11 protein-coding genes are annotated in these 17,012 nt (G+C 68.6%); 6 read left to right on the top strand and 5 right to left on the bottom strand.

The window, feature by feature from the left end; translation table 11 throughout:
- Window positions 1-139 precede the first annotated feature (139 nt).
- From ACEN96_RS19430 to ACEN96_RS19415, 4 genes are all read left to right on the top strand, one after another.
- Window positions 140-457 carry a DUF6471 domain-containing protein gene (locus tag ACEN96_RS19430; protein ID WP_495584715.1) on the top strand — a complete coding sequence of 106 codons (318 nt, stop codon included), beginning with the start codon at window positions 140-142 and terminating at the stop codon, window positions 455-457.
- Window positions 458-597: 140 nt separating this feature from the next.
- Entirely contained in the window at window positions 598-864 is a 267-nt protein-coding gene (locus tag ACEN96_RS19425) for a DUF6471 domain-containing protein (protein ID WP_495584714.1), read from the top strand.
- Window positions 865-1,865: 1,001 nt separating this feature from the next.
- Entirely contained in the window at window positions 1,866-3,569 is a 1,704-nt protein-coding gene (locus ACEN96_RS19420; protein WP_495584713.1) for a DNA internalization-related competence protein ComEC/Rec2, read from the top strand.
- A gap of 94 nt (window positions 3,570-3,663) precedes the next feature.
- The gene (locus tag ACEN96_RS19415) at window positions 3,664-5,214 is read left to right on the top strand and encodes a methyl-accepting chemotaxis protein (RefSeq protein WP_495584712.1); all 1,551 of its coding nucleotides are present in this window, start codon (window positions 3,664-3,666) and stop codon (window positions 5,212-5,214) included.
- A gap of 49 nt (window positions 5,215-5,263) precedes the next feature.
- Here ACEN96_RS19415 and ACEN96_RS19410 read toward each other — a convergent pair whose 3' ends face one another.
- The 3 genes from ACEN96_RS19410 to ACEN96_RS19400 all read right to left on the bottom strand — a co-directional run bounded on the left by ACEN96_RS19410 (window position 5,264) and on the right by ACEN96_RS19400 (window position 7,268).
- Window positions 5,264-6,106: an 8-oxoguanine DNA glycosylase gene (locus ACEN96_RS19410; protein ID WP_495584711.1), complete on the bottom strand. Its 843-nt coding sequence runs from the start codon at window positions 6,104-6,106 to the stop codon at window positions 5,264-5,266.
- Window positions 6,103-6,795, bottom strand: coding sequence for a DNA adenine methylase (locus tag ACEN96_RS19405; RefSeq protein ID WP_495584710.1), 693 nt, complete (start codon window positions 6,793-6,795; stop codon window positions 6,103-6,105). Before ACEN96_RS19405 ends, ACEN96_RS19410 begins: the two co-directional genes overlap by 4 nt.
- A 209-nt stretch (window positions 6,796-7,004) precedes the next feature.
- Window positions 7,005-7,268 carry a hypothetical protein gene (locus tag ACEN96_RS19400; RefSeq protein WP_495584709.1) on the bottom strand — a complete coding sequence of 88 codons (264 nt, stop codon included), beginning with the start codon at window positions 7,266-7,268 and terminating at the stop codon, window positions 7,005-7,007.
- A 182-nt stretch (window positions 7,269-7,450) separates the two neighbouring features.
- Here ACEN96_RS19400 and ACEN96_RS19395 point away from each other — a divergent pair, with 182 nt between their 5' ends.
- Window positions 7,451-9,610 carry a S46 family peptidase gene (locus tag ACEN96_RS19395; protein WP_495584708.1) on the top strand — a complete coding sequence of 720 codons (2,160 nt, stop codon included), beginning with the start codon at window positions 7,451-7,453 and terminating at the stop codon, window positions 9,608-9,610.
- A 254-nt stretch (window positions 9,611-9,864) separates the two neighbouring features.
- Entirely contained in the window at window positions 9,865-14,763 is a 4,899-nt protein-coding gene (locus ACEN96_RS19390) for an Ig-like domain-containing protein (protein ID WP_495584707.1), read from the top strand.
- Between the two features lie 33 nt (window positions 14,764-14,796).
- Here the strand turns inward: ACEN96_RS19390 and ACEN96_RS19385 are convergent, their stop codons facing one another.
- Complete coding sequence (locus tag ACEN96_RS19385; RefSeq protein WP_495584706.1) at window positions 14,797-15,951, bottom strand: alpha-hydroxy acid oxidase; 1,155 nt, start codon at window positions 15,949-15,951, stop codon at window positions 14,797-14,799.
- Between the two features lie 95 nt (window positions 15,952-16,046).
- The gene (locus ACEN96_RS19380; RefSeq protein ID WP_495584705.1) at window positions 16,047-16,946 is read right to left on the bottom strand and encodes a LysR family transcriptional regulator; all 900 of its coding nucleotides are present in this window, start codon (window positions 16,944-16,946) and stop codon (window positions 16,047-16,049) included.
- Between the last annotated feature and the right edge of the window lie 66 nt (window positions 16,947-17,012).

Genomic DNA, 17,012 nt, shown 5'->3' with positions numbered 1-17,012 from the left:
ATACGAATCTGCCAAACGGACGAGAGCGAGTCCCGTTGGATGAAATACTGGGTGGCTTGGAGGTAATGGCCTCCAATTGGCAGACTTTGAGGGTGATTTGGAGGACTGTGGCGCGGGCGCGAGAATTTAGGCTTCTCGCATGGAGCCAAAAGTCGAACCGAGCGAGCGCACCTCGCGAAAGCCACCCGACGAATGGGACATCGAGGCCCGAACGTTGATAGAGGTGGAGATAAAGCGGCGGCGCGTCAGCTACGAAAAGCTGAGCGAAGATTTAAATGGGCTTGGGTATGACCAAGTGACGCCGAAGAGCCTCGCACAGCGAGTGCAGCGAGGAGGCTTCTCTTTCGCGTTCGCGCTCCGCTTGCTGCGAGTGCTGAAGCTCGATGCGCTGGACATGAGCTACGTCGAACTGCATAGCCGCAGGAAGCAAAGCAAGAGCAGGACCGGAAGTAGGTAGCTGCGGCCGGGCTCGGGAGTACAGTACTCGCAACGAGTCGCCCGCAGTGGCGCGACAGTTTCATTTACGGAACGAAAGTTCTATTTATGGAACTTTAGTTCTGTTCTTGAATCCGCCTATCCCTGATTTAGGGGGGAGTGTTGAACGATTTCGATTGGAACGATGCGGCCTCGCGGCTGGTCAAGGCGGAGCTCAAACGCGCCGGGCTGAGCCTCGCCGGCTTGGCGCAGCGCCTTCGTGCGCTTGGCTTGGAGGAGACCGAAGCGTCGTTGAAGGGCAAGCTGCATCGAGGCACCTTCAGCACTGCGTTCTTGATGCAGTGCTCGGTTGCACTCGACCTCAACGTGGACTTGTTTTCAAGCGTGCTCCCGAAGGAGCTGCCGCGGGGCTCCGCTTTGGACGCCTGACTTCTCCCCCTGTTTTTATCTACCTCGCACGCCGTCGCCGTTGAGTGCGCCGTGCCGTCCGCCAGCCTCCGCCTGCGCCTCACATCGGCCCGAATCTGGGACGGTGAGCCTTGTATAGAGCCGATGTCTATACGTTTCACAACTGCCAAAGGAACGGCAGACTTAGGAACGTAATGACAGGAACCCTCGGCGAAAAGCTTCGTGCAAGGGACAGAAGAAGACTCTCCCATCTGCGCACATCTGGAGAGCCCCAACAGGTCAATGTGCTTGCGATTGCCTGGGCCGACCGGCAGTGGCGGGAGTTGCAGGATGCGGTTGCGGCGGTTTGTTCCTTGGACGGACCAACGACGTTCAACGTCCCGTTCAGTTCAGCGCGCAGATGCGGGCAACCTGCAGAAGAAGAGTGGGAGCAATTCTTCGACGCCTTACAGCAGGCCTGCCTTCCGTTGACGGTCGCCGCCGGCATTGCCCTAGAGGGCAATCCGTTTCGACACGGATGGGAGCGATTCATCGATTGGGCGTTGAGCGAGGAGCTCGTCCCTTCGCTGCACATGGCTCATGGGAGCTCAGTTTGCGAGGCGATTCTGGACGTGCACATTTCGCCCCTCCCAAGCACTTCTTGAAGGCTGATTTCTCGGTTACCCGGCCCTGGCGCCGGGTGCCATTCGGGTAGCGGGGAACTTCATTGCCCAGGTGAGCTGCGGGCTGGGAACTATTTGCCCAGGTTGAGCGGCGTGCGTAGGGCGGGATACATTTGGTTTCAGTCGGCGTTGAGCCGATATTGGCTCTGGCCACTCGAATTGGCCCGCGCAGCTCCCGGGTCTCGTTCGTGGCTCAACTGGGTAAGTCATCGACCGCTTGGTCCGATGGAATCGAACATCTAGGCGCTTGCGGGCAACTCTCCGTTGTCGCTTACGGCGGTCTGGCAGCGTGCACTTCGCCGTCGTTCAGGATTTGCGGGCAACTATTTCCACGGAGTGGGACTACGTTGCCCAGATTCAGTGAGCGCCTCGGACTGGTCGCTGTACCGCGACACCGGCGTCTCCCATCTGCTGAGCGTCAGCGGACTGCACGTGACGATGTTCGCGTGGCTCGCCGGCGCGGCCGCCGGCTGGGTCTGGCGCCGCAGCCCGCGTCTGTGCCTGCGCTGGCCCGCGCCGCGCGCGGCGATGTGGATGGGCGTGGCGGCGGCCGTGCTCTACGCCGTGTTCTCCGGCTGGGGCGTGCCGGCGCAGCGCACCGCCGGGTTGCTGACGATCCTCGCGCTGCTGCGCCAGGCGGGCGCGCGCTGGCCATGGCCGACGAGCCTGTGCGCCGCCGCCGCGGCCGTCTGCGCCGCCGATCCCTGGGCCTTGACGCAGGCGGGCTTCTGGCTGTCCTTCTGCGCGGTCGCGCTGCTGATGGCGGCTGATCTTCAATCCGGATCCGGCTGGCGCGGCGCCCTGCGCGCGGCCTGGCGCACGCAATGGCTGGTGACGCTCGGCCTCGCGCCGCTGACGCTGCTGCTGTTCCAGCAGCTCTCGATCGTGGGCCTGATCGCCAATGCCGTCGCCATCCCGCTCGTGTCCTACGTGATCACGCCGCTGGCGATGCTCGGCGCGGGCTTCGCGCCGCTGTGGACGCTGGGCGCTTGGCTCGTCGCGCTGCTGAACGCGCTGCTCGAGGCGATGCGCGGACTGCCGCTCGCCGTCTGGCATCTGCCGTGGGCGCCGGGGTGGGCGCAGGCGCTCGGGCTGCTGGGCGGCGTGGCGCTGGCGATGCCGTGGCCCTGGCGCCCGCGGCTGGGCGGGCTCGCGCTCTGCGTGCCGATGCTGTGGCCGGCCGTCGAGCGTCCGGCGCCGGGCCATGTCGAGCTGTGGCTGCCCGATGTCGGGCAGGGCGGCGCGGCCCTCGTGCGGACGCATCGGCACACGATGGTCTTCGACGCCGGACCGCGCTGGGGGCCGGGTTCCGACGCGGCCCAGCGCGTGCTGCTGCCGCTGCTGCGGGGCCTCGGGGAGCGGCGGCTGGACCTGCTGATGGTCAGCCATGAGGACCAGGACCACGCCGGCGGCACGATGAGTCTGCTGCGGGCCATGCCGGTGGCGCGGCGGCTCGGCGCCGTGCCGGGCGGGGAGGCGTGCCGGCGCGGGCAGCGCTGGGAGTGGGAGGGCGTGCGCTTCGAGGTGCTGTGGCCGATCGATGCCGGCGTGGTGGACGCGCCGGCCTCATCAAGGTTGAGGACGCCCAACGCGCGATCCTGCGTGCTGAGCGTCGAAGCGGCCGGGCGGCGCGTGCTGCTCACCGGCGACATCGAATCGCCGCAGGAGGCGCGGCTGGTGCGGGAGGCCGGCGAGGGCGGCGAGGGCGGCGGACTGGCGTCCGAAGTGCTGGTCGTGCCGCATCACGGCAGCCGGACCTCGTCCTCGTCATCGTTCGTGAACGCGGTGGCCCCGCGCGTCGCCGTGGTGCAGTCCGGCTACCTCAATCGCTTCGGCCATCCGAAACCCGACATCGTGGCGCGATACGCCGAGGCGGGCGTGATCCTGCTGAACACCGTCCGGTGCGGCGCGTGGCGATGGCGCAGCGATCGCGCGGAGCCGGTGTTCTCAGGCTGCGAACGGTCGCGGCGCCGGCGCTACTGGCTGCCGCCCGGCAGGGCGCCGTCGCCGGAAAGCCGCGACGATGAAGAGGAAGCCGCGGCCGGCGCCGGCCCCTTCCCGTGAGCACGCGCCCCTTGTCGAGGGGCTGGGAATCCTGACGGACTGGTGCTAGCTTCCCGGATCAACGCCGGATCGAATCGGCGCCAGGGAGGTTGTCATGCGGATGCTGTCCGACTTGAAGGTCGGCGTGCGGCTCGGAATGGGCTTCGCGCTGCTGGTGCTGCTGATGCTGGCGATGGGGGCCTTCTCGGCGACCCGCGTGGCGCAGGTGGAGGATCGGGTCGAGGATCTGGCCGCCAACTGGCTGCCCAGCACCCGCCTGCTGGGCGCCATGGGCGAGTCGATGAACCAGATGCGCCGCGCGGAGCTGCAGATGCTGGTGGGAGGCGATGCCAAGGCGGTCGCCGAAGAGAGCGCCCGCCTGCCCGCGCAATGGAAGCTGCTGCCGGAGCATCTGGCCGCCTACGACAAGCTCGGCATCAGCGAGCGCGAGCGCCCGGTCTTTGACGAACTGGTGCGCCAGGTCCAGGTCTACCGCGCCGTGCAGGAGCGCTATGTCCGCCTGCTGACGGAAGGACAGCGGGAAAACGCCACGGCGCTGCTGCGCGGCGACTCCCGGGCGTCCTTCCGGCTCGTGACCCAGCGCCTGGCCGAGCTGGTCGAGATCAACGGCGACGGCGCGAAGCAGGCGCATGCGCAGGCGCGCGAGGACTACCGCGTGGTGCTGGGCGCGATCTGGACGCTGGTCGCCGCCGCGATGGCGCTGGGCGCGGTCGTCGGATGGCTGCTGACGCGCTCGCTGACGCAGCCCCTGCGCGCGGCGTCGGCGGTGGCCGACCGCATCGCCGGCGGCGACCTGCGCGACCTGGCCGCGGCCTCGCGGCGCGATGAACTGGGCGACCTGCTGCGGGCCCTGGGCCGGATGCGGGACGCGCTGCATGCGTCGGTCTCCACGGTCCGCACGAGCGCCGACCAGATCGCCGAAGCCAGCCGCGAGGTGGCGACCGGCAGCAGCGACCTCTCGGCCCGCACCGAGCAGGCGGCCTCGAACCTGGAGCAGACCTCGGCCGCGATGCATCAGCTCACCGACGCCGCGCGCCAGAGCGCCAGCAGTGCCGGTGAAGCCAGCCGCATCGCCCAGGACGCGGCCGGCGTGGCGACGCGGGGCGGCGACATGGTCGGCCGCGTGGTCGAGACGATGTCGGCGATCCAGCACTCGTCGCGGCGCATCGCGGACATCATCGGCGTGATCGACGGCATCGCGTTCCAGACCAACATCCTCGCCCTCAACGCGGCGGTCGAGGCCGCCCGCGCCGGCGAACAGGGCCGCGGCTTCGCCGTCGTGGCCGCCGAGGTGCGCGGACTCGCGCAGCGCAGCGCGCAGGCCGCGCGCGAGATCAAGGCGCTGATCGCCGAGTCCGTCGAGCAGGTGGAAACGGGGTCCCGCGCCGTCGGCGACGCCGGCACGACGATGGGCCAGGTGGTCGACGCGGTGAATCAGGTCAATCAACTGATCCGCGACATCGCCGCCGCCAGCGGCGGCCAGACGCAGAGCCTGACCGAGGTCAATGCCGCGGTGTCGCAACTGGACGGCATGACCCAGCAGAACGCGGCGCTGGTCGAGGAGTCCGCCGCCGCCGCGGAGGCGCTGAAGGAACAGGCCGCGCGGCTGTCGCAGGTCGTCGCGGGATTCCGCCTGACCGCCTGACCGCCTGATCGCGTGCCCGCCTGACCGCCTGACCGCCTGGCCGGCGCGCTCAGGCGGTGAAGACCAGCGCGATCTGCTCGGGCTCGCGCATCGCGCGCGGCCTGGCCGTGGCCGCGGTTCTCGCCGCCGGCTCCGTCGCCTTCAGGTGGTCCACGAGGAAGCGCGCCGTCTCCGGCGAGCGGCTCATCTCCGCCGCCACGACCGCCTCCAGCTCCGAGGGCCGGACGTCCATCGCCGCGCACAGCTTGAGCAGGCGCGCCTCGGCCTCGAGGTAATGGCGCTCGACCGTCAGCTTGCGCGAGAACAGCCCGATCACCTGGCCCACGCGTAGCAGGTGCGTGTCCAGCAGCGCGACCTCCTCGCAGGCCGACCAGCCGCGCACGATCGCCGACGCGGTCTTCGGTCCGACCCCCGGCAGCTCCATCAGCCAGTTGCGCACGTCCGGTCCGGCCTCGAAGTCCGGCGCGGACAGCAGCGCCGGCATCACCACCGCCAGATGCCGCGCCTTCTGCGCCGCGAAGCGGAAACTCAGCAGCTTGCCCTGGACGTCGAGCGGCTCGCTCAGCCAATCGGTCAGCGTCGCTTCGGACACGCCGGGTTGCACGAAGGCGCCGCGCTCGCGCACCCGCGCGAACGCCGCCAGCCCCACGGCCGCCGGAATGCCGGGGCCGCCCAGCAGCGACGCGCCGACCTCCTCGGCCAGCGAGCGCCCCGAGGCCATGACGGCCGGCGCCTCGAGCCGGTGTTTCAGCGCCTGCTGCGTCCAGTAGGCGGGCGTCGGAAACTCCTCGATGGCGCCCCAGCGCACGCCGGAGAGGAGCAGGTGGTCAGGATCAGGAAGTTCTCGTTGAAGGGAGCCGTGGCGGGAAACGATGGCAACGATCTGGGTCATGGGACTGCGGAAACGCCGCTTCTCTGGGCGGCTGGATAAGTGGTGTTCAGCCATTGGGCGAACGTGGCGCGTTCGACCGGATCCATGGCATGGACACGCTCTTGCAGGCGTTCAAGACGCCGCTTGTTGGTCTGGCGCTCGCGGAAATTGGCCCCGCGATGCCGGCTGTCGTGAAGGATCTCGGGCGGCTCGAAGTTGAACCACAGGGTCTCCGTGCGCACGTCGGTGTGCGTCTTCGCGCGGAACTCCACCGTGCGCCACCCCCGAAGGAGCGCGTCATAAGCGGGGTGCGCGTAGCCCGACACGATCACCCGGCACGGCAGCGCCGCGAGCAGCGCCAGCAGCGCCTCGTGATCGGAGGCGTCGTACTCGTGCCGGTAGATGCGCGTCTGGCGCCGCGTCTCGGGGTGATAGGGCGGATCCACGTAGACCAGCTCATCACCCTCGAACGCATGCCGCGCGAGAAAATCCTCCGCCCGGCCGTGAACGAACTCGACACCGGGAAGCGCCATCGCGCGCCAGTGCGCAATGACCCGTTCGTCAGCGTCGATGGCGATCGACCGCGCCGCCGGCAGCTTGTGGCGCAGGACCGCGCCACCGCCAACATGCGTCTCGATGTACACCCGGTGCGGAGGCATCAGGTTGATGACGTGCTGGAACGTCTTGCCCTTGCCGCCTGGATACTTCATGCGGCGAATCATCGTCAGAAGTGACGATGATGTCAAGCGCGGCTTGCGTGGACCGGGCCTGCGTGGACCGGGCCTGCGTGGACCGGTACTGCGTGGACCGAGCAGGGACCGGCAGTGCCGGTGCCCCTTTCCGCTCAAACGCCTGCGCCCGCTCGGCATTCGCTTCAAGGGGCACCGGCACCGCCGGTCCAGCGATCGGCGCGGTCGGCTTAGAGGGCGGTCAGCCAGTCGCAGCGCAGGCGGCCCGCATCATGCAAACGGCGGCGGCCGCCCGTGTAGACCATCGGCAGCAGCCAGGCCAGCAGGCACAGCGGCAGCGCGATCCAGGCCTGCGTCAGCAGCGCGCCCGGCACGCCCATGAAACCCAGCATCCAGATCGTCAGCACCAGGTTCCAGACCGCCAGCTCCACCGGATGACGCCCGCTGTGCATCACCATCCAGCGCTTCACCTGGCTGAGCTGCTTGAGGGTCATGACATCACTCCTGAACGGGATCGGGTCGGACGAATGGGCTGGAGTGTAAGTTTCGAGTCAGGGTTTTCCCATCCCAAGAACGCGGAGTGGCGGCGGGAGAGGGTGTCCACCGGCACGGGGGGCGGCCATCCGGCCTCGTGTATGGTTCGCCCCTTCTCAGAAGGTGGACAGGAGTCCCGCGAATGAAACGACTGATGTGGGCCGCGCTGGCGTTGGGCGCCGCGGCCGGCGCCCAGGCGCATGAAGGCATGTGGATGCCGCAACAGCTGCCACTGGTGGCCAAGGACATGAAGGCCGCGGGCCTGAAGTTCGATCCCGCCCGCCTGTCCCAGCCGCTGGGCTATCCGATGGGGGCGGTGGTCAGCCTGGGCGGCTGCACCGCGTCATTCGTGTCTCCGCAGGGGCTGGTGGTGACGAACCACCACTGCGCCTTCGGCAGCATCCAGTACAACTCGACGCCGCAGAAGGACCTGCTGAAGCACGGCTTCCTGGCCGCGTCGCTGGCCGACGAGCTGCCCGCCGCGCCGGGCAGCCGCATCCTCGTCACGGTCGCGCTGACCGACGTCACCGGCCAGGTGATCGACAGGAAGACCGCCGCGCTGCAGGGCAAGGCCCGCATCGACGCGATCGAGGCCAACGAGAAGGCGCTGGTCGCGGCCTGCGAGAAGGACGCCGGCCATCGCTGCTCGGTGGGCGCGTTCTACGGCGGCCTGATGTACCAGCTGACCAAGCAGCTGGAGATCCGCGACGTGCGCCTGGTCCACGCGCCGGCCGAGGGCGTCGGCCTGTTCGGCGGCGACACCGACAACTGGATGTGGCCGCGCCACACCGGCGACTACAGCTTCTACCGCGCCTATGTCGGCCCGGACGGCAAGCCGGCGGACTTCGGCCCGGACAACAAGCCCTTCCAGCCCGCGCAGTTCCTGAAGCTGGCGAGCTCGCCGCTCGGCGAGGGCGACTTCGTGGCCGTGGCCGGCTACCCGGGCCGCACCAACCGGCATCGCCTGCCGCAGGAGGTCGACTTCGCCTTCGCGTGGGACTTCCCGCATCGCGTCAAGGCGATGGGCGAGCAGCTCGACCTGATCAAGGAGGCGACCGCCGGCCGCCGCGACGCCGAGATCAAACTGGCCAACACCGTGGCCGGGGTCAACAACTACTACAAGAACTACCAGGGCCAGATGGCCAGCTACGCGGGCAGCGACATCCTCGCGCGCAAGCAGGCGGCCTTCGGCGAGATGAAGGCCTGGGTCGATGCCGACGCCAAGCGCCGCGCGACCTACGGCCCGGCGCTGGCCGAGGTGGACCGCCTGATCGCCGAGCGCCAGGCCATCGTGCGCCGCGAGTTCCTGCTGAGCTACGCGACGCCGAGCCTGGTCAAGAGCGCCGGCGAGCTGTATGAGCAGGCGCTCGAGCGCCGCAAGCCCGATGCCGAGCGCAAGGCGGGCTTCCAGGATCGCGATCAGCTGCGCCGCAAGCAGGCGCTGGAGACGGTGGACCGCCGCTTCGACGAAGGCGTCGAGAAGAAGGTCGTCAGCCACTTCCTGACGCAGTACCTGGCGCAGCCGGCCGATCAGCTGAACGCCGCGTTCCTGAACGCGCTGGGCGTGCGCGCCGGCATGGATGCCGCGGCGGTCGCCGCGCGCGTGGATGCGCTGTACGCGGGCACGACGCTGACCGACAAGGCCGAGCGCGGCGCGTGGCTGTCGCGCGATGCCGCCGCCTTCGAGGCGAGCGCCGACACGCTGGTCAAGGCCGCCGTGGCGCTGCATGCCGACGAGCAGGCGCGCGAGGACCGCGACCGCGAACTCGCGGGCCGCATGCAGCAGGCCTATTCGGCGGCCATGCAGGCCGAGATCGACTTCAAGGCCAGCCGCGGCCAGCCGGTCTATCCGGACGCCAACAGCACGCTGCGTGTCGCCTTCGGTCAGGTGAAGGGACGCACGCCGGGCGTGGACGGCACGACCTGGACCGCGTTCACGACGCTGCGCGGCATCGTGGCCAAGCACACCGGCAGCGGCGAGTTCGACGCGCCGGCCGAGCAGTTGACGGCCATCAAGGCGCGCCGCTTCGACAAGTACGGCGTGAAGGCGCTGGACTCGGTGCCGGTGAACTTCCTGGCGACGCTGGACACGACGGGCGGCAATTCGGGCTCGCCGGTGCTCAACGGCAACGGGGAACTGGTCGGTCTGCTGTTCGACGGCACGCTGGACGCGGTGATCTCGGACTGGGACTTCAACGATCACATGAACCGCAGCATCTGCCTGGATGCGCGCTACATGCTCTGGCAGATGAAGGTCGTCGACAAGGCCGACCGGCTGCTCAAGGAGATGAACGCGCTGTGACCGGCTAGCCGGTCCCGGTGACGAACGCCCCGCCTCGCGCGGGGCGTTTGCTTTGTGCCCGTGCAACTGCAGGGGGATATGCCCATCGAAAGAGGAGCATCAACCCGAACAGGGGATGGCGGACCACCCCAATGGGCGGGTGTCCCGCCCGTTGAGGCTACTCATGTGCGGCGAAACCATGGCCTTGGAGCCATGGTTCGAATGACGGCGGATCGAGAGACTACGCGCTCCTTCAACTCTCGAACGAACGCGCCATGAGCATGACGACCTCCACCCTCTCCACGCCAGCGCCCCGGACGCTGAAGCCGACTTCCGCGCCAGACGCCAAGGAATTCCGGGTGGCTCACGCCGGGAAGCGGCGAGCCGACGAAGAGGCGACGGATCAAGCGGCGCCGCGGTCCACACCCAACAACGAAATGACTCCCCAGCTGGAGACACCCGCCGCAGGGGAGTCCGCCGGCGCCAGCGCGGCGTCTCCGACGGATCAAGAGATCGCGGCGGCGGCCGGCGATGTTGCCCAGCCAACGGCAGCCGTCGCGGGCAGTCTCTCTCAGGCGGGGCTGATTGGACTTGGATTGGGCGCGCTCACGCTGGCCGGCGTGGCAGCGGGCGGCTCGAGCGGGAGCCATGCTCCAGCGGTGCCGTCACAAACGCCTGCGACCCCGCCAGGAACGCCGCCGCTGACGCCGCCAGTAACGCCGCCGGGTACCCCGCCGAACATCCCACCGGAAATTCCACCGGGAACGCCTCCCGTAACGCCGCCGGGTACCCCGCCGAACATCCCGCCGACCATCCCGCCGGAAACGCCGCCTGGAACGCCACCGGGTACCCCGCCGAACATCCCGCCGGAGACTCCCCCCGTAACGCCGCCGGGTACCCCGCCGACCATCCCACCGGAAACGCCGCCTGGAACGCCACCGGGTACCCCACCGACCATCCCGCCGGAAACGCCGCCTGGAACCACGCCGCCGGATGCCTTGCCTGAACTGCCGCCTTCGCCTGCACCGCGGGTCGTGGGAGCGCCAAGCAACGGCGCCGAGGCCGTGAATGGCTCAGGGACGGTCCGCGTCGATGGACTGGATTCCTCGAAGGACTGGGAGTACAGCCTGGACGGCGGAAAGACCTGGCGCAAGGGACAGAACGGCGAAATCGCCGCCGGCGAGCTGAACGAGGGCCCGAACAGTCTCTCGATCGTGGAGGTCGACAAAAGCGGCCATCGCAGCGAGCCTGCGCAGATCCAAGTCGACAAGGACTCCCAGATCGCCAAGCCCACGCTGACGCTCGTGGAGGACTCTGGAGCCAGCGGCAGCGACGAGCTCACCAGCAACGGCGCCATCCGTGTCGATGGCCTGGAGCCGGGCGCCACCTGGCAGTACAGCCTGGACAAGGGCCAGAACTGGACCACGTTCAGTACAACGACCATTCCGGACCCGGGCCTGAAGGACGGTGATCACACGGTCCAGGTGCGCCAGATCGACAAGGCGCGCAACGAGAGCGTCTCCGATGAGTTCGCGTTCCGCATCGACAAAAGCGCTCCGGGCGCGCTCGATGTCCGGCTCGTCAACGACACCGCCGCGGCGGGCGACACCGCGGGGAAGAGCGACGGGATCACGAAGGAGGCGATCCTCGCCGTCTCCGGCCTGGAGGCCTATGCCACCTGGCAGTACCGCCTGGGTGACGACCAGCATTGGCAAAACGGCGATATCAGCCGCAGGTTCGATGGCAGCGCGCTGGACGATGGCAGCTACCGCCTGTTCGTGCGGCAGGTCGACCAAGCCGGCAATGCCGGCCAAGTCAAGGAGATCGGGTTCACCAAGGAAGCACAGATCGCCAAACCCACGCTGACGCTGTTGGAGGACTCGGGAATCAGCGGTGCTGATCGGATCACGAGGAACGGCGCCATCCGTGTCGAGGGCATCGAGGCGGACGCCACCTGGGAGTACAGCATCGTTGATATCGCTGGCGGCTCCTCGAAGCCTTCCTGGCTGACGGGAGGAACCACGCACGTCGTTGATGTCGGCGGCACGGCAAAGTTCAAGCTGCTGGTGCGCCAGACCGGCTTGGCGGGCAATACGAGCCCGGAGGCGGAGCTCACGGGCATCATCGACAAGACAGCACCAGAACTCGACCTGAACGGCGACGACCCCGGCATCCATCGCAGCGTGCTCGTCACTCCCGGTGCGCAGGAGGCCGCCACCATCGTTGACGTCACCAAGGCGCAGGTCGTCGAGGCGACGGGCGTGAGCCGGTTGACACTGCGTTTCGATTCCAACGTCGCCGGCGCTTTCGACAAGGCCGCCGGCGGACACGGCGAATGGATCGGCATCTTCAGCAAGCAATATGCGGATGATCGAAGCCAGATGCTCCGCCTTGGCAAGGACGGGACCTTGCAGCCGCCGTCCCTCATCGCGGGCAAGACCATCACGCTCACGCTGAGCGGTGGGGAGCATCCGGAGCTGCGGATCGAATCGAACCTCCCGCTCACGCAGGACGAGGCGACGCAGGTGCTGCGCTCGCTCTCCTATACGGCTGACGCCGATGTCGAGCCGGGCCGGCGTACCGTGAGCGTGGCGGCGACCGATGTTGCCGGCAACGTCACGGGGAAAGAAGCGAGCACCTCGCTGTACGTGCATGAGGCGTCCGATGTGGCCATCTACCTGGCGCCCGGTTCCGACACCGGCTCCGGCGGCAGCGATCAGTTCACACGCAACAATGGCTCGAAGGAGGCACCGCTGCACCTCGAGGGCATCGCGCCCGCCGGGAAAACGGTGAAGGTGTTCCTCGATGCGAATGACGACGGGAAGCTGGACGGGAGCGAGGAGGTGGGCACCGCGACGGCGGGCCACGACAGGCGCTGGAGCCTGGCGCTGGACAACAAGCTTCTGGCCGACAGCGAACACGTCTTCCGCGCCGACATGGAGGGCACCATCTCCGGTCCGCTGAAGATCACGGTGGACACGCGTCCGCCGGAAAGCGTCATCGCCATCGGGGCGGCCGTCTTGCAGAAGCCCGCGCTGGCGGGGAACGCGGAAGCGCTGACGCCGGTCATCGTGGACATCGACACCGACAACAACGAGAACAACGGCTACGAGGTCAGCTACCTCACCCAGACCGACAGCAACGGCCGCTGGGTGCTGGACACGTCGAGCGCACTGGCGGTGTCCGGCCAGCCCCATGTCTTCCACGGCGGCGAGAAGGTCAACGTCCGCGTCAAGACCGAGGACAAGGCCGGCAACGTCAGCGAGCAGAAAGCCAGCAGCACCGTCGAGGGGACGGTGTACTCCATCTCGGACGCCCAGGTGATCGAGGGAACCGATGGCACGCGCGAAATGGCCTTCGTGATCCATCGCAGCGGCGACCTCACCGCCGCCGGCAGCGTGCGCTACGTCGTCGATCCGACCGACAGCTCCGCCAAGGGTGTCTCCAACGGCGCGGCCGAGGACGACTACGCAGGCGAGGCCTACAGGCGAGTCGAGTTCGCGGCGGGGGAAGACAGCCAACTGATCCGCTTCACCATCAAGGGCGATCACTATCGCGAGGTGAACGACAAGCTGGTGGTGCGGCTCGGCATGCCACAGGGTGGAAGGATCGGCGACCGCACGGGCATCGGCAACATCGAGGAGGTCGACATCAGCCAACTGCAAGCGGCCTACGGTATGCGTGACCTGAACCCGCGTGCGGACACCTTTGCCGTGCGGGTGCGGCGCTCCTCCGACAACACCGAGAAGGACATCGGCTTCGATGCCGATGGCGAGTTTGATCGACAGGCGCTGATGGACTTCGTTGGATCCGACGCCAAGGCCAAGGGCTATGTCACCTGCTGGTACGACCAATCGGGCCATGGCCGGGACTTGGTCCAGCCAATCGCCCGTCAGCAAGGCGTGATCGTCGACGGCGGGCAGGCCGTGACGCGCGCGGACGGCTCCATCGCCATCAGCTTCAACGCGCATCGAAACGACTATGCCGACGACTACATGTACGCCAGCGGCGTTGCAGCGGCGACGTGGAAAAGCGCCGTCATCTATGCGAAGGTGCAATCCGAGGGGGATTGGCACGGCTCGCTTTTCAACCTCGGCGATACGGGGGGCGGGCGGCTCAGTGCCTCCTATCCCACAGACATCGGGGTCGCCTTCGAGATTGGAGCGACGAACCCAGGCGTCTCGCAGCTCCAGCACAATGTGGATCCGGCCCACCTGTTGAAGGGACGAGCGAACGATCTGGTGTTCGAGGCCCATGCTGGTAACACGACGCCTGGCTCGGCGGAGAAAAACTACACCGATGCCGCGCAAGCCATCTTCGAGAACGGCGTGCGCGTCGCCTCGGACGGCAGTCTGCCGCCGGTCTTCTCCACGGAAAAGGAGTGGAAGCTGGCCTGGCACGGCGGGTGGGGGGACGGCTCTGATTACGTCCAGCAGGCCATGTACAACGAATTCCTCGTCTATCTGGCCCAGGACAACAGCACGCCGGCGATCCGGACCCTGCAGGGCGGCGAGGGCGACTCCGTGCTGACCTATTCGGGCGAGACCGGCCTCAACGCGATCGACGGTCTCGGCGGCTACGACACGCTGTACCTGTCCGGCGCCACCAACCTCGACTTTTCAAAGTTGCAAGGCGGGGTGAAGGGAATCGAGCAGGTCTGGATGGCCAATGGCAGCGCCAACACGCTGACGCTGTCGAGCACCGGGCTCGAGTCCAACGGCGCGCAGACGCTGATGGTGCGGCTGGACAAGGGCGACGTGGTGACGCTGGACGGCCAGCGCATCGCTCATAAGGGCGACCTGAGCACGATGGTGATCGGCGATGCCCGCGACAACCAGGTCACCAACGCCGGCGGGCACAACCTGCTGGTCGGCGGGGCGGGCGCCGACAGATTTGTCTGGACCGCCGGCCAGGTAGGTGAGGACACCATCCAGGACTACACGTCCGCACAGAACGATCGCATCGACCTGACCCAGCTGCTGATCGGCTTTTCAACCGGCCACCAGGCGAAGTTCCTGCATAAGCTCGTCGACGCCGAGGGCAAGGTGTCGATCGAGGTCGACAGCCACGGCCGGGGCGATTTCGACCATGCCGACGTGAGCATCTCGCTGATGGGCGTGTCCAGCGGCGATTCCATCACCGTGCTGACCTCGGACGGCGCGAAGGTGCTGTAAGCCGGGACACGGGAACGCCGGGACGCTCCGCTCTCAACGTTGAGGCGCCGTCCCGGCCAGCAACACCTGGCCATCCACGCCGTCCAGCGTGCGATGCCCGCAGAACGCCATCGTGAGGTCCAACTCGCGATGGATGATCTCCAAGGCCCGGCTCACGCCGGGCCTTCCCATGGCGCCGAGTCCATAGAGGAACGCGCGCCCGATGTACGTGCCCCTGGCGCCCAGCGCCCAGGCCTTGAGCACGTCCTGGCCCGAGCGGATCCCGCCATCCATGTGCACCTCGATGCGCTCGCCGACCGCGTCGACGATGCGCGGCAGCGCCCGGATGCTCGACTCCGCGCCATCCAGCTGCCGGCCCCCATGGTTGCTGACGATCAGCGCGTCGGCGCCCGAGGCGGCGGCCAGCTTCGCATCCTCCTCGTCGATGATCCCCTTGATGATCAGCTTGCCGCCCCAGCGCTCGCGGATCCACTGCACGTCGTCCCAGCTGAGCTGCGGGTCGAACTGCTTGGCCGTCCACTCCGACAGCGAGCCTATGTCCCCCACGCCCTTCACGTGCCCGACGATGTTGCCGAACTGCCGCCGCGGCGTGCCCAGCATGCCCAGGCACCAGCGCGGCTTGCTCGCCATGTTGATCAGGTTGGGCAGCGTCAGCTTGGGCGGCGCCGACAGCCCGTTCTTCAGGTCCTTGTGCCGCTGCCCCAGGATCTGCAGGTCCAGCGTCAGCACCAGCGCGTCGCACCTGGCCGCCTTGGCGCGGTCGATGAGGCTGTTGATGAAGCCGCGGTCCCGCATCACGTAGAGCTGGAACCAGAACGGCGCCGTCGTGTGGGCCGCCACGTCCTCGATCGAGCAGATGCTCATCGTCGACAGCGTGAAGGGCACGCCGAAGGCCTCGGCCGCCTGCGCGGCGAGGATCTCGCCATCGGCGTGCTGCATGCCGGTCAGCCCGGTCGGCGCGATGGCCACCGGCATCGCGACCGGGCGGCCGATCATCCGCGCCGCGGTGCTGCGGCCTTCCATGTTGACCGCCACGCGCTGGCGCAGCTTGATCGACTGGAAGTCGGCCTCGTTGGCGCGGTAGGTGCTCTCGGTCCAGGAGCCGGAGTCCGCGTAGTCGTAGAACATGCGCGGGACGCGCTTTTGCGCGAGCACGCGCAGGTCTTCGATGCAGGTGATGACGCTCATGCGGCGGATGCTAGGTCAGCCGCCTCGCGCCGGGGCGGAAAGTTTGGCTGGCCGCGCCGGAAGAAGCTTCCGGCGGCCCCAGGGACTTCCCGGGGTCAGGCGTGGCCCGCGCCGGCGCTCAACGAGTCGCAGTGCCGCGCGAGCCAGCGCGAGAACGCCCGCGCCGCGTCGCCGTCGCCGTGGCGCACCAGCCCATAGGGCATCGCGGCGGGCACGGCCAGGTCGAACAGGCGCTTCAGGCTGCCGCCCCGCAGCCAGGTCGCCGCGAGGCTGGGCCGGCCCAGCACGATGCCCTGGCCGCAGGCCGCCGCCTCGAGCGTCAGGCCCAGGTCCACGAAGCGCGTGCCCTGCGCGGGCTCCGGCCAGTCCAGCCCGGCGGCGCGCAGCCACGGCGCCCACGGCTGCAGCGGCGTGCGCAGCAGCGGCGCCTGGGCGAGGTCCGCCGGCGCGCGGATCGCCGGCAGCCGCGCGAGCAGCGAGGGCGCGGCCATCGGCGTGACGACATCGTCGAGCAGCACCTCGCCGCCGGCCGGCAGGGCGCCGGCGAAGATCTCGACCTCGGCCGGCGGCGCCGGCTGGTCCAGGTAGGGCGTGGACAGCAGCAGCTCGAGCTCGATGTCCGGATGCGCGGCCTCGAAGCCGGGCAGCGCGGGGACCAGCACCTGGCGCGCGAACGTGGGCGGGCTGCTGATGCTCAGCCGCGTCACGCGTTGATGCTCGCGCCGGTGCAGCGGCACGGCGGCCAGCAGCGACAGCGCGGTCCGGACCTGGGCGAGGTACTCCTTGCCCGCGGCGGTGAGCCGCAGCGGCTGGCGCGTCAGCAGCGGCTGGCCCAGGCGCTCCTCCAGCGTCGCGATGCGCTTGCCGACGGCGCTCGCGCTGACGTGCAGCGTCTCGGCGGCGCGCTCCAGGCTGCCCAGCCGGGCGGCGGCCTCGAAGGCCAGCAGGCCGTCGATGGAGGGCAGGCGCGGGGAGTCGCTGGAGGCATCGCTCATGGCGGCGACTGTAGCGCCGCGATGTCCTTGCCGCGGCCAGGCGTTGGCTGCCCGGCGCACCGCCCG

Source organism: Roseateles sp. Mitsp63 (assembly GCF_059491535.1).
This window is presented reverse-complemented; position numbering and strand designations above follow the sequence as displayed.

Bases quoted from the DNA above. Each gene is read 5' to 3' on its own strand.
- ACEN96_RS19430 (WP_495584715.1), top strand. From the start codon at position 140: ATGGAGCCAAAAGTCGAACCGAGCGAGCGCACCTCGCGAAAGCCACCC.
- ACEN96_RS19380 (WP_495584705.1), bottom strand. From the start codon at position 16,946: ATGAGCGATGCCTCCAGCGACTCCCCGCGCCTGCCCTCCATCGACGGC.
- ACEN96_RS19385 (WP_495584706.1), bottom strand. From the start codon at position 15,951: ATGAGCGTCATCACCTGCATCGAAGACCTGCGCGTGCTCGCGCAAAAG.
- ACEN96_RS19400 (WP_495584709.1), bottom strand. From the start codon at position 7,268: ATGACCCTCAAGCAGCTCAGCCAGGTGAAGCGCTGGATGGTGATGCAC.
- ACEN96_RS19405 (WP_495584710.1), bottom strand. From the start codon at position 6,795: ATGAAGTATCCAGGCGGCAAGGGCAAGACGTTCCAGCACGTCATCAAC.
- ACEN96_RS19395 (WP_495584708.1), top strand. From the start codon at position 7,451: ATGAAACGACTGATGTGGGCCGCGCTGGCGTTGGGCGCCGCGGCCGGC.
- ACEN96_RS19415 (WP_495584712.1), top strand. From the start codon at position 3,664: ATGCGGATGCTGTCCGACTTGAAGGTCGGCGTGCGGCTCGGAATGGGC.
- ACEN96_RS19410 (WP_495584711.1), bottom strand. From the start codon at position 6,106: ATGACCCAGATCGTTGCCATCGTTTCCCGCCACGGCTCCCTTCAACGA.
- ACEN96_RS19390 (WP_495584707.1), top strand. From the start codon at position 9,865: ATGAGCATGACGACCTCCACCCTCTCCACGCCAGCGCCCCGGACGCTG.